The sequence below is a fragment of the Prevotella rectalis genome (genome assembly GCF_900607215.1).
Classification (GTDB): Bacteria; Bacteroidota; Bacteroidia; order Bacteroidales; family Bacteroidaceae; genus Prevotella; species Prevotella brunnea.
Map to the genome: position 1 here is coordinate 23900 of NZ_LR027822.1, position 13439 is coordinate 37338.

The 13439-nt window shown below is 45.6% G+C and carries 10 protein-coding genes and 2 pseudogenes; all 12 read left to right on the forward strand.

Annotated features, from left to right (window positions below; all coding sequences use genetic code 11):
• Positions 1-998: pseudogene (locus E0E16_RS14985) on the forward strand (helicase-like domain-containing protein); the annotation flags it as partial.
• A gap of 142 nt (positions 999-1140) precedes the next feature.
• Positions 1141-2907, forward strand: a pseudogene (locus tag E0E16_RS14990) (DUF8437 domain-containing protein); the annotation flags it as partial.
• A 99-nt stretch (positions 2908-3006) separates the two neighbouring features.
• Positions 3007-4803, forward strand: a complete 1797-nt coding sequence (locus tag E0E16_RS08465; protein ID WP_130829974.1) for a type VI secretion system baseplate subunit TssF — start codon at positions 3007-3009, stop codon at positions 4801-4803.
• The gene (locus E0E16_RS08470) at positions 4800-7250 is read left to right on the forward strand and encodes an AAA family ATPase (protein ID WP_130829975.1); all 2451 of its coding nucleotides are present in this window, start codon (positions 4800-4802) and stop codon (positions 7248-7250) included. Before E0E16_RS08465 ends, E0E16_RS08470 begins: the two co-directional genes overlap by 4 nt.
• Positions 7229-8161, forward strand: a complete 933-nt coding sequence (locus E0E16_RS08475) for a hypothetical protein (RefSeq protein ID WP_130829976.1) — start codon at positions 7229-7231, stop codon at positions 8159-8161. Before E0E16_RS08470 ends, E0E16_RS08475 begins: the two co-directional genes overlap by 22 nt.
• Positions 8162-8179: 18 nt before the next feature.
• Positions 8180-9070, forward strand: a complete 891-nt coding sequence (locus tag E0E16_RS08480) for a TssN family type VI secretion system protein (RefSeq protein ID WP_130829977.1) — start codon at positions 8180-8182, stop codon at positions 9068-9070.
• The gene (locus E0E16_RS08485; protein WP_255418158.1) at positions 9057-10202 is read left to right on the forward strand and encodes a hypothetical protein; all 1146 of its coding nucleotides are present in this window, start codon (positions 9057-9059) and stop codon (positions 10200-10202) included. Before E0E16_RS08480 ends, E0E16_RS08485 begins: the two co-directional genes overlap by 14 nt.
• Before the next feature lie 4 nt (positions 10203-10206).
• Positions 10207-10713: a hypothetical protein gene (locus E0E16_RS08490; RefSeq protein ID WP_025072612.1), complete on the forward strand. Its 507-nt coding sequence runs from the start codon at positions 10207-10209 to the stop codon at positions 10711-10713.
• Positions 10697-11149 carry a type VI secretion system TssO gene (tssO, locus tag E0E16_RS08495; RefSeq protein WP_130829979.1) on the forward strand — a complete coding sequence of 151 codons (453 nt, stop codon included), beginning with the start codon at positions 10697-10699 and terminating at the stop codon, positions 11147-11149. Before E0E16_RS08490 ends, tssO begins: the two co-directional genes overlap by 17 nt.
• Positions 11150-11241: 92 nt before the next feature.
• Complete coding sequence (locus E0E16_RS08500; RefSeq protein WP_232503630.1) at positions 11242-12102, forward strand: PKD domain-containing protein; 861 nt, start codon at positions 11242-11244, stop codon at positions 12100-12102.
• Positions 12099-12530, forward strand: a complete 432-nt coding sequence (tssR, locus tag E0E16_RS08505; RefSeq protein ID WP_255418159.1) for a type VI secretion system protein TssR domain-containing protein — start codon at positions 12099-12101, stop codon at positions 12528-12530. Before E0E16_RS08500 ends, tssR begins: the two co-directional genes overlap by 4 nt.
• Positions 12531-12603: 73 nt before the next feature.
• Positions 12604-13439 (forward strand): DUF4372 domain-containing protein (locus tag E0E16_RS08510; RefSeq protein ID WP_130830619.1); only part of this gene is annotated, 836 nt, incomplete at its 3' end.

Genomic DNA, 13439 nt, shown 5'->3' on the forward strand with positions numbered 1-13439 from the left:
AGCGCATTGAGTCGTGGCTCTTGGACCATCCCGACCACGAAGAAACAAAGCAGAGCCTTGCTGCGCTGCGTGCAGCCACGCCAACACCCATTCCTTTTGCAGACCTTGACTTCAATCTCGGTGAACGTTGGATACCTGCCAAGGTCTATGGCAGGTTCGCTTCGGAGTTCTTCGAGACAGATATTAACGTATCCTACCATTCCAACATGGACGAGTACAGCATTGTCTGCGACCAAAAGAATGCCAATATCTGGCACAAGTATGCCGTACAGGGAGAGTTCCGACGCTATGACGGCGTCAATCTCTTGAAGCACGCCCTGCACAATACCATTCCCGACATCAACAAGAGCAAGGAGGTGAGGGACAAGGTTACGGGAGAGACCAAGACCATTAAAGTAAGGGACGGACATGCCATCCAGATGGCAAATGCCAAGATAGAGGAAATCAGGCAGGGTTTTGTTGATTGGCTCGGACGCACACCCGACACGTTCAAGCAGCAACTCTCCGACAGGTACAACCACCTTTTCAACTGTTTTGTGCGACCCAACTTTGACGGTACGCACCAGACCTTTCCCGATCTTGACCTCAGACGATTGGGCATTGCCGACCTCTACAAGAGTCAGAAGGATGCCGTGTGGATGCTCAAAACCAATGGCGGTGGTATTTGCGACCACGAGGTGGGAGCGGGCAAGACGCTTATCATGTGTACAGCAGCCTATGAGATGAAGCGGTTAGGACTTGCTAACAAGCCGATGATTATCGGACTGAAGGCAAATGTATTCGATATTGCCGATACCTTCCGCAAGGCTTATCCCAATGCAAGGATTCTCTATCCGGGCAAGAATGATTTCAACAAGCAGAACAGGCAACGCATTTTCAACGACATCAAGAACAACGACTGGGATTGTATCATACTCACGCACGAGCAGTTCGGCATGATACCGCAAGCTTTGGAGATACAGGAGGCTATCCTGCAGAAGGAGATGGACTCTGTGGAAGGTTCAGACTTCGACAATGGAAGATAACCTTTCCACGGAAGAACCCAAAGAGGAAGTTCAAGTTGAAAAAATCAGTGAGCAAGTTGATAAAACGGGCGGTGAGCAGACAGTACAGATACAAGAGGCAGGCTCTACTATTAAAGAATCAGTCCCAGAGGGCGTACCCGTGCTTAGCCTTCACCGCCAATATGAGCAGGAAGTGAAAGAAATCCGCACCGACGTGGAAGCCCCACGGGAGATGAACGGGCAGACGGTTTATTTCGATGAGGATCATCACCCCATTATGGACAGTATTGATGAGCGACAGGAAACGGAGCAGCCCTCACTGTTTGCACCAGAAGAATACAGTCTTTGGACGCAGGAAGTAAAGCGCGTGAACGGCGAGATTAAGGAAGCCCCTAAAACACAGATACAGGCTTCCAAAGAACAGAGGCTGACGGGAAATAAAGGAAGCAACGAGAATAAGGAGAAACAGCCAACAACTGCAACGCAGCACAGAACCAAGGGCAAAAGCAGCAAGAAGACTTCCTCTCAGTCATATCGTGAACCGTCTCTCTTTGATTTCATGAACGAAGCCGAAGAGCGGAAGCCACAACCGATAACAGAGGTTAAGAAAGAGTTTGACGCTTCACCACGCCCTTTTCTATCATTGCCGGACTCTCACCTGAGAGATGGTTCCATTGTCGTGCAGAAAGGTCAGGTGGGGTTTCTTTCTGACTTAAAGCGAAATCCAACCTTTAATCCGATGGACTTGCCGTATGCGCAGCTTTCCCGACTAAAAAGCTATATCGAGATACGGGAGTGCTATCATCGTCTCTATGACTACGAGGCAGAGAACCATGCAGAAGACAGGGAAGACCGCAGCAGGCTCAATCACTTGTATGATGACTATGTTGCACGCTGGGGCTACTTCAATCAGAAGGCGAACACCGACATCATCAAGATGGATGCCACAGGCGTGGAAATGCTTTTCTTGGAACGCTCCGAAAACGGCAGGTACGTCAAGGCGGACATCTTTGACCATCCAACGGCATTTTCTACCACGGAACTGACCGTTGCCACAGACCCGATGGAGGCACTGGGCGCATCGCTCAACAAGTACGGCACGGTGGAACTTGACTTCATGAGTTCGCTTTTACCTGATATGGAGGAAAGCGACATCATTTCTTCCTTGGAAGGTCGCATCTATTTCAATCCCGAAGAGAATGCCTACGAGGTGGCGGACAAGTTCATTTCGGGCAATGTAATAGAAAAGGCGGAGCGTATCGAGTCATGGCTATTGGACCATCCCGACCACGAAGAAGCAAAGCAGAGCCTTGCTGCCCTACGTGCAGCCACGCCAACCCCCATTCCTTTTGCAGACCTTGACTTCAATCTCGGTGAACGCTGGATACCTGCTAAAGTCTATGACAGGTTTGCCTCAGAGTTCTTCGAGACAGATATTGGCGTATCCTACCATTCCAACATGGACGAGTACAGCATTGTCTGCGACCAAAAGAATGCCAATATCTGGCACAAGTATGCCGTACAGGGTGAGTTCCGCCGCTATGACGGCATCAATCTTCTGAAGCACGCCCTGCACAATACCATTCCAGACATCAACAAGAGTAAGGAAGTTACGGACAAGGTCACGGGAGAAATAAAAACAATAAAAGTGCGTGATGGACACGCCATACAGATGGCAAATGCCAAGATTGAGGAAATCAGGCAGGGCTTTGTTGATTGGCTCGGACGCACACCCGACACGTTCAAGCAGCAACTCTCCGACAGGTACAACCACCTTTTCAACTGTTTTGTGCGACCAAACTTTGACGGTACGCACCAGACTTTCCCCGACCTCGACCTCAAACGGCTGGGCATTGCCGACCTCTACAAGAGTCAGAAGGATGCCGTGTGGATGCTCAAAACAACGCAAAAGTCAAAGCCTTCAGGGCACAGTTCAGGGGAGTAACGGATATTCCTTTCTTCCTTTACAGGCTTATGAAATTATGTGCATGAGGGGAGAGGGGTGCAACTGGGTTTTACGACTGACCCGAATTTTACACGAATAAAAGAGAGGGTTTTAGACTATGCCATGTCTTTGTGGGAGATTGATGATGCAAGATTGATAGACCCTGTGGTTGATTTGCTGCTGGATGTCGTCGCTTATGAGTTTTACAAGCTGCACCAAGAGATCGAGAAGTCCGATGCCCAAATATTAAACCGTCTTGCCAGAATACTGATTCCGCAAATATGGTCGCTCCCATTCCCAGCCCACGGATTGCTGACAGTACATCCTCAGTTTGGCGACAATTCCGCAGTATTGGGAACAGAAGACCAATTCTATGCGCGCAAGGTAGCTTTAGGCAAGGATGATATGCCTTTCTATTTCACCCCTTTGGTGGAAGAGCCGTTATTTGACATAAGAATTCCATTTCTGGCATACGGAACAGAACTTCAATATAATATCCGTAAACGAACGGAACATATAGAACTTCTGCCATCCACTCATCGCATCGCAGATTTCACGTTGTGGATAGGTCTGTCCATCCCGGATTCTCAGTTGGGAAAAATCGCGACACTGCCTATTTGTGTTTTGCCGGAAGACAGGTCTTTACTCCCTTTCATCCAGAATGTCAAGGCTTATGATGACCAAGGTCGTGAATTAAAGACAGCTCCTCATCTGTTGAAACAATCTCACGAAGAGGAACATTATTTTGAAGAAATATCGACCTATTATCAACAAGCATACATAGACTTAAATCTACCTGTAGATCCCGTAGCAAAGACGATAAAAGAGATTTTTCCGAGTGCTCTGTCTGAATTAGACCAGATTGAGGGAAATGAAAATGCGGTTTGGATTCGTTTGTCATTTCCTGAGGTCTTCAACAGAGAGGAACTGAGGAACATCAAGATTCTTTTTAACACCTTTCCTGTCGTGAACAGGCAATTGGTCTTGGTAAATCATAGTTTCAGGACACATGGGAGAATAGTTTCATTGCCCTGCTCACATAACGCTTCATTGCTGAACATACACAAATTTGAGGACAATAATGGTTGTGTGTTTCGCAATAGGCTTTCCTTGTATCAGAAAGAGGTCAAAGGTGTCTATAGTTTGTATTTCGGGAATCTGGAGCGTTTCGACAGTGACAATGCCCAGAGTGAGATTAGCAAGGTTCTGCGGTTAATCCGAGAGGAAGGAAATGCTTTTGCCTCCCTTGACACAGACAGCCTTTCCTCCGATCTAAAAGTCCTGCAAGAAAAATTGGACGCTACTGAAAAGAGCATAGATCGTCAAAACTTCAAAGGGAACAAGAACAAGGCTTTTCTTTTAACTGTTCCGCACAAAGAAAGTCATTTTGCAGAATTGAAATACTGGCAAACCCAAGGAGAAAGTGCCAATGGCATCAATCAGAGAAATCTTGTTCAACAGTTGGACATGGATAAATTTGACCCGTCCAGCATTAGATTCCAAACATCAACGGTGGAAGGCAGGTTGCATACGGACGACCAAGAGCTCATCAATAGTTTGCGGTACGGCTTATTATGTAATAACCGCATTGTTTCTGAAGAGGACGTTAAGAGTTATATATACCACCGTCTGGGTTCAATGGTGAATGGGGTTGACATCAAGGACGGCATTTGCATATCCAACGGTTCACTTCAAGGAATAGTCCGGACTACGGATGTCAGCATACACCTGTCATCTGAAATAAAAAAAGTGGACTCCAAAATGAACCAATTAGATTTTTTGGCGAACACACTTGCCGAGGAAATGCAAAAGAAATCCATTAGTCACAGTACCTATAAAATTAATTTTATATGATGGAAAGAAACATAAGCAATAGTGTGCAATCCGCCATGCGCTTGTCAGCATCTATGGCAAACGCGGACAACCATACAAGCTACGGTATTTCCCATCTGGTGCTTGCTTTGCTTTCAGAAGGGACGGGGACAGGATTGTCCAATATACTGAGCTCAATGAACAAGGATGTCGGCTATATTCATGAATGGTTTGACGTGCGCCGTGAGATGTACGTGTCAGAGGAACATGAAGGTGATGGTATTGTCGCAGACAGTCAAGTGACCCTTGTGCTTGAGGAAGCGGAACGCTCAAAGATAAAGTTGGGCTCCGACAGCATAGACGCTTTATGTGTATTTACAGCGATTATTCGCCAAGGTGTTGTTTTCTCGGACAGTCAAATTGAGTCCTTGTCCGTTTCTGAGGATGATGTCCTTTCTTTCTTCAATGCACAAGCGGTTAATCATTTTTATCAAGGAGAGGAGAATAAACTCTTGGCAAGTTTCCCTTTCGCGTATAATCTAAAAGAAGAGGCATATATCCTTCGAGGAAGGATTGTTTTGGGACGTGAGAAAGAAGTACGTACTATCTTGGAAGGCTTAGAGCGTTGTGCCAATAAAGCTATAATGCTTATAGGAGATTCCGGTGTAGGCAAAACGGCTATTATTCATTCTCTGGTAAAGGAGGTCTGCGAGAACCACGACGAGTTGATTTCTCAAATCAAACTTATCGGCTTACACACAGCAAAGCTGTTGGCTTCTTCCGGCAATGAAACAGAGCTAGCCCAGAAAATCTCCTATTTTCTTGGAAAATTGGATGAGATGGAGGGACAAACCGTTTTGCTGATAGACGACCTGCAAATGTTGTTGGAATTTGGTGGGCAAACAAAATCGACAACCCTCATCAACATATTCAACTCCCAAATTAGCGACGGTTCAACAAGTATTGTATTCACAATTACTCCAGATGCATTCAGAAAGCATATCGAAAAAAACAGTATAGAGAGCAAATTGGATATTTTGGATATTTCGGAACTGGACAAGTTCACTGTTCTAAGTATGCTAAGGGAGCATTCCAACCGGATGGAAGAATACTATGGTCTTTCCATAAGCGACAACGCCACGCAGGAGTCGATGACATTATCCTCTCGATATTTTAAAGAGAAGAAACAGCCCGCCGCAGCAATAGACCTGTTGGACGCGACTGCTGCCGCAGTACGCTTGAGCAACAAAAATTCTCTAAACGAGTTGGATGTGTTCCTTTCCAAGTTTGAATCCCTCAAACAGGAGGATCCAAACCGTCAGCAACAGGATTTACGTCTTTTTTCTAATAGTCTGAGATCGAAAATCAGCGTAGTACTGATCTCTAAGCTCCCTAATGGCATTAGTTTTTCAGAAGGTACTTTGGAAGAAGAACTGGCGAAAACGTCTGAGACTCTCAGGAACCTGTCCGTCCTAGCCGAGAATGGCATTCCGCGCGTTTCTCCAAGTGAGGTCGAAGCGGTTGTCGCAGAGATGACCGGGATTCCCTTGGGAAAGATTCAAGCCCAAGAAAAGGACCGGCTGTTAGGAATTGAGAGTCGTCTGGAGGAAAGGGTCAAAGGGCAAAATAAAGCAATCACAACGCTCTCGGACGCCATCATAGAGTCCAGAAGCGGACTCAGTGACCCTCGCAAGCCCATAGGTTCCTTCTTTTTCTTAGGTCCGACAGGTACAGGAAAAACTGAACTTGCCAAATCACTCGCCGAATTGCTTTTTGACGACGAGAACGCCATGATAAGGTTTGACATGTCCGAGTTCAAGGAGGAACATTCAGCAGCTTTGCTTTATGGTGCGCCTCCGGGATATGTAGGATATGAAGAAGGTGGCTTGCTGGTGACAAAGATCCGCCAAAAGCCCTATTCTGTCATTCTTTTTGATGAAATCGAGAAAGCGCACTCAAGTGTATATGATGTCTTCCTGCAAATCATGGACGAAGGAAAGATACACGACAAGTTAGGGCGCGAAGGGGATTTTTCAAACGCCATCATCATATTCACCTCAAACATTGCAAGCAGTTGGATTGCAGAACAGTTCAATCAAGGAATCACACCAGACTCAAAACATCTGACAGAAGTCATGTCCCAGCATTTCAGACCAGAATTTTTGGGACGCCTAACAGAAGTCGTACCGTTTGCACCCATTAACGAAACGGTAGCCCAGTCTATTTTCCGCTTGCACTTCTCTCGTTTGCAACAGCAACTGCAAGAGCAAAAGAACATTCACATACATATCACTGACGAAGCCTTGCGTTTCCTGTCAGCCAAGGGATACTCTCCCCAGTACGGGGCACGCCCCATCGCTGGCGTCATACGCACTTATCTTAAAAAGAGCATATCTCGCTTAATTGTTTCCGAGGGTATCAAGGAAGGAGACAGTGTCAAAGTTTATTACCGAGACAACGGTTTGGAATGGAAAAGACTGGATATATAAGTAAGGAGGAAAGGTTGGCACTCTTCCGCAGAAGTGAGTCAAGCAATCTTCTGGCGGAAGTGTTCCTCGATGAGCTGCAATTTATCTTGGGCGAGGATATCCTTGAACAAGTGGTTGTGGCAAATCAAGGCATGAATCCTCGTGTAAAGTCCAAGGACATCCTTGATGTAAAGTTGCGCCACGTTTATGCCTTGGGAGAGTTGGTAGAGTTGGTTCTGGCGCGTAACAGCATCTATCACCAGCTTCCCGAAAGCCTCTTCCATCCATTGACTCTGAGTAAGCCAAATATGTCCCAGAGAGAATTGATAGAGGCTATCAGGCAAAATCGCAGAAAGGAGAAAGAAGCCCTACACTTTTTTGCCCCTTTTGATACAGCTTTTTTCAAAGAACGGGTACGGATTCACAGGCGCTATCTGAATTTCTTTTCGGAAAAAGACGAGCATCCCATAAGAAAGGCATTGATGAAATACATTCTATATGACAATAAGACACTTACCCCGGACGAATGCCAGCGCCTTTTCTTCTTTGCAGGGAAGTCAGATGCATCCAAGGAGAACCTCTCGGAGATAGGCATTCTCCTTCACGAGATTTTAAACTTGGATGTGAAATTACAATTTAAGTCATGCAAGGTGGAGAATTTGCCATATCCCGTACTCGGAAAGACCCAGCTTGGTCTTGACGCGGGTCTGGATGGAGTTATACAGTCCGAAATAGAGGATGTCGAGGGCATGATCCACTATCACGATAGCGTCCCCGCAATGAAAGAAGTACAAAAGCACATCGAGTCCGTCAAGTATGTATTGGGTTTCTTTATCTTGTCAGCGAGGAAAACTAACATCAAGTTCACGCTTGACGGGACTATGGATTTTATCTTGGGAAACAACCGTTTGGGATATGACACCCAACTATAAATTAAAATAAGTGCAATTATGGAAGTTTTGATCACATATTTTCTTAAATATCTCCTGGCACCCTTTCTGGTGGCCGCCATTCTATTGATAATGAATGGAATCAAGGCAATAAAGAAGCAGTTGAAATTTAAAAATGTAATCGTATATATCTTAATAACAGGACTGCTTTTGGGAATACCCGGTTGCCTGTCCATCCTCAAAGATGAATTCGTTTGGGGAGGTGTCTTCATTGTCAACGTCCTGTACCTTTTCTTGGGGTGCTTGTTCGCCTATACGATGAACAACAATGTGGCAAGGAAGATAGGTGTTGACGGCAACATGGTGTCCCAGGTTCTTGTCATGCTGATTTGTGGGTTACTTGGAGGATGGATACATTTTCTGCTTTTTGAGAAATTGGGCGGAATGCCGTATGCCCCTTGGTCCATGCTGTCCGTTATTTGGTACACCTTGCCTTTTTTGACACTACTTAGCCTTAGGGCTTTCCACAAGATTCCGCCTCCTTTATATGAGCTGTGGTCTTTCGGTCAGAGTGGGTTCAACAGGAATCAATGGGATAATACGGATAATTTTCAAGCTATTCCTGTCAAAGTCCGAATAAAAAGGAGACAGGAAGACGAGGAATATGCCTCTCTGACCGTCCGCCTTCAGGACAATATAAGCCTAGGGGACTGGTTCAACTGGCTGGTGGAAGACCAGAACAGGCGTTCCCCGATGCACCAGATAGATGTCAATGATTCAAGTGTGAATGCCGGGTGGATTTTCTATACGACACGATGGATCAATTACCCATTGTTCATCAGGGTGCTGAATCCAGAACAAGACAGAAAGGAAAATGCAATAAGAAAGAACCAGATCATATATATAAAACGAATTATCGTTGAAGAATCAAAAGCACATGAAACAGATTAAATACCTTCCAATCAACTGGAGCAATGGACTGAAATTGTCCTGTCAGCACTTCATTGATGCCCACCTTCACATGGTAGAGTGTTTTCAACATCTCAGGGCAGAGCATGTCACGGAATACAATTACGGCATTGGTATGCCTTTGGAGCACCATTCATCTTCTGTATCAGTAGAGGTTGTCGGAGCAGGGGCAGAGAGCTCAACCATCAGGCTCAACCATTGCAATGCCATTACGCTGGGTGGCAGTACCATCGTTTTTGAACCGGAACTTTATGGCAGTTTCTCTCCGGAGTTAACGCTTTCCGATCTTGGAAAAGATGCAGCTGACGGTGGCGTTTATATAGCGGTAACAGCTTCTTACGATCGTCTCATTCCTGTCGGTTATCCAGACCCGAACGAGATACCGCTTCGCCACCCCCATCTGCTTCCTGAGATTCGGATAACCGCCGTCCCGGTGCAGTCCGGCAACGAACATTTCCTAAACAAGGATTTTGTCATCATAGGAAAAGGCTTGCTTGAAGGTCGTGGATTTGTTTTGGATGACGAGTACATCCCACCTGTACAGAGGTTGGCCTATAGCCAGAAGTTAAGGACATCTTTGAATGGCACCATTGTCCATCTGAATCATATGGAGGATTGCATTGGTCAAATTTACCAAAAGAACGTAGATGACAGCCGAAGGAGTACTTTGACATCCAACGTATTTACTCTATGTCGGGCAATAGACGAGTATTACGCACACCAGTCCTTCCAAATTGAGAACATACTCATCGAAGAGCCGCCAATCCGCTATCTCCAAAGCATCAATATTCTGGCTTGTTCCATCTTCAACGCATTAAGGACAATCCCCAATAAGGAGTACGAATATATGCTGCAGTATTTCTATGAATGGACAGAAATCAGTCCGTCAAGTTTTGAGACAACTGTCGGAGATGTCCTTTCTTTGAAATACAACCACTTGGACATTGCAAAAACCAACCGTGTCGTCCAGAAGTTTGTGACCACACTTGACACTATCATCAAGAAAATGAGTGAGCTGGATTACATTGGCTTAATTCGTGAGAATATCATTATCAGTGATGACAGCAATGTCGAGCAGGAGAAAACCCAAAAGACGTGGCGTTTCTTAGATTAGGCTTATGGAAATCAAGAATAAAGAAGATAGAAGAAGAACGATCCGGCAGTTCTGTCTGGTATTCTTCCTGTTGTTAACCGTCATGTTCGTGGCGGGAGCCGTCACGCTGGTGACAGCACAAAAAGGAGCCGCCCTCTTGGAAGAGAAAAAAGCCGCCTACGAACGGACCATTCAAAAGCAGGCAGAGATCAATTTCCAATTGGAGCATATCTTCAAGGATTTGCACAATCTCAGGACGCAACCGCGAACCATCAACGAATACAAGCAAATGCAGAAAATCATCACGGAGCAAAGGATGATGATGGAGCAAGAAATTGTGTCCCTTTCTCCGGAAGAGCAGGAACGCTATGTCATATTCTCTCAGATACTGGAGGTAGTCAAGAAGACACAGGAGACATTGGACGCCTCTGACGCGGAAAGCCGCAAGAGAGTGTATAACATGGATCAGCTTGAGAAGTGCAGACAAAAGTATCAAGAACAAACCCGTCTAAAAAATGAAAAGAACCAATGACGAGCAGGCGTGGACGAATTTTCGTTTCACCCTGCTGCTAATCTTTTTTACAGTCGTAGTGTTTACATGCTTGTGTAAATATATTTTTCGAATACCTGAAGTAGAGAGTGACCATTATATCTCAGACATCAAGGAGACCGAGCGTCTTTTTGACGAGCAGAAAAAATGCGCCGAGCAGGTTAAGGAAATCGGGAACAAGATTGACTCTTTGGACTTTAGCGTCCAACAAGTTCAGCGGCTGGATGAAATCAAAGAAGAAATGTTTCTGCTACAAAACATCTACCAGAAACACAACAACAGTTCAAAATATCTTTTTGGCTCTCACTCGTTTCGCATTGTCAAGGAATATTTTGATGTTAAGGAGGAGTTTTCCGCCACGACGGAAAACAACAAGGTGATAGTGCAGTATTTGGAGGAGTGCAAAGCAAATTTATAGTTATGACGGAACGACAAAAGATCCTATCGGTGTTTTTAGGCATACTGGTGCTTGGCGGCATCATCCTGATAATAGGGCTCCCCTTCCGTACGGTGAAGGGTGACGTAGACTTCAATATCCATGACAGCAACAACAATTTCCATTACGAGATTGGAGAGGTGCTGGAATTTACCGTAAACGAGCCGGAACGTGTCAAGGGGAAGTCAATTCTCTGGCAAATGGGTAACGGTGATTCCATCAGCAACAAGATGGTCGCCAAGTATGCTTACCCAAAGTCAGGCAAGTATCTGGTGACACTAAAGGTTGACGGTCATACAGTAGCCAACCGCTACATACAGGTTGTGTCAGGCATAGAGGCGGCAGCAATCGACTCCGTGCCAAGGATCCATGCCGTATCCGAGGGATACCAGGGGGAGGAACTCACCTTTTCCGCGGATGGGGTCGGTGTGGACACATGGATGTGGGAGTTTGGTGAGACGGGGACAGTTGATGCTTATGAGCAGCAAGTGACATACACTTACGAAACACCCGGGAATTATGTTGTACGCCTACAGACCAATACTACGAAATATCCAATAGAACACAGGATTAAGATTTTACCGAAATTTGAAAAAGTAGAGGAAACTATAACCGAACCACCTGTAGATTCGCTGGGATTAGCCCAAGACGACATTCGTAGGAGGCTACAGATTATAGCCAATCTTTCCGTAAGGGACAACAGGGCTTACAAAGAACAGGTCAACCATATTCGCGACACTTATTTCTGTACGCCGTCAAGCCAAGTCGTCGTAGTCGTCAATGGGGATAAATATAATGACTTTTCAGGGTATTGCCAAGGCTTGCACTTCTTGGAAAGCAGTCCCAATAGGCGAATTAAAATCCAAGAAGTAAAAATCGACAACCAGAATTGTGTGAGAACAATTCAAGTAACACAAAGCGTAGCAGACAAATGAAAAAGAAGATAGCCTTTATTACATTCCTTTTTGTGGGTTGTTTCCCCCTTTTCTCATTTGGACAGGTTTCCACTTATCAAGCGACACAAAGAATCAAGGGGGAAACATTCAACTTTTATCCCGATTCCAAGGCTCCCTCTCGCTTGCGGAATAATCACGATGCGAGAATTGTCTTTTCAGACAGGAACTCCAATAAGGCATTCTCTACCGCCTATGGACAGCATCCATTGGGGGAGTACAAGGTTGGCGAGGCTTTTTATGTCATAGGCGAAAAAAACGGATTTTATCAGCTGGTCAAAGCCGACCCGAAGTTGCTTGGCAGACCAAAAGGTTTGTTTGGCTGGCTCTATTCCCCCAAAAATCATTTTTCAGACAAAGCGAAAGTTTCCTATTATTACTGTCCGCTAAACATCCCACATTTTTTATGAATTAGGGCTGACACTTCTCACGAGGTATCAGCCCTTTTTGTTATCTTTGCTTTTGTTTCCAAACTCAGATAACATGGGCAAAAGTACACATTTCTTCGGACAGCCGGTATATGGTCAGCTGATAAAATCTCTCGACCATGATAAAATAGTTGAAATAAGCCGTCGGAACGGCGGTGAGCGGTATGTGAAGACCTTTGATGGCTTCACCCATCTTCTTACGATGCTGTATGCAGTCATCATGCGCTTCGACTCCCTGCGCGAGATAGAGGCGGCAATGACGGCTGAGGTGCGCAAGCTTCATCACATAGGCATTGACAGGGTTCCTAAGCGCAGTACCCTGTCAGACGCGAACGCCAGACGCTCGGAGAAATTCTTTGAGGACGTGTATCACGACCTTTACGAGTCCAATAAGGACAAACTTTCTTCGGACAGCCGACGCAATGGTACGGAGGAATGGATAAAACGTCTGAGAATCATCGATTCCACCACGATAACCCTGTTCTCTAACGTCATCTTCAAGGGCGTGGGCCGTCATCCTAAGACGGGAAAGAAGAAGGGTGGCATAAAAGTGCATTCCGTCATTCATGCAAACGAGGGAGTTCACTGTGACGTGAAGTTCACCTCTGCCGCTACCAACGATTCCTTCATGCTCGCCCCCAGCCATTTCAAGCATGATGAAATCGTTGCCCTGGATCGTGCATATATTAACTATGAAAAGTTTGAGGAACTGACCGAGAGGAACGTCGTCTATGTCACCAAGATGAAGAAAAATCTCAAATACGAGGTGTTGGCAGACTGCATGGATATGAACGAGGATGGGCTGATGGAATATCGTGAGCAGGTGGTGGTGTTCAGGAAGGGCGGTATCAACCATATAGCGCGTATCATCACCTATGTGGATATCAAGAA

What these genes read in the sequence shown, in the direction of transcription:
- E0E16_RS08470 (WP_130829975.1), top strand. Translation starts at nt 4,800, where the DNA reads ATGATGGAAAGAAACATAAGCAATAGTGTGCAATCCGCCATGCGCTTG.
- E0E16_RS08475 (WP_130829976.1), top strand. Translation starts at nt 7,229, where the DNA reads ATGGAAAAGACTGGATATATAAGTAAGGAGGAAAGGTTGGCACTCTTC.
- E0E16_RS08480 (WP_130829977.1), top strand. Translation starts at nt 8,180, where the DNA reads ATGGAAGTTTTGATCACATATTTTCTTAAATATCTCCTGGCACCCTTT.
- E0E16_RS08485 (WP_255418158.1), top strand. Translation starts at nt 9,057, where the DNA reads ATGAAACAGATTAAATACCTTCCAATCAACTGGAGCAATGGACTGAAA.
- E0E16_RS08490 (WP_025072612.1), top strand. Translation starts at nt 10,207, where the DNA reads ATGGAAATCAAGAATAAAGAAGATAGAAGAAGAACGATCCGGCAGTTC.
- tssO (WP_130829979.1), top strand. Translation starts at nt 10,697, where the DNA reads ATGAAAAGAACCAATGACGAGCAGGCGTGGACGAATTTTCGTTTCACC.
- tssR (WP_255418159.1), top strand. Translation starts at nt 12,099, where the DNA reads ATGAAAAAGAAGATAGCCTTTATTACATTCCTTTTTGTGGGTTGTTTC.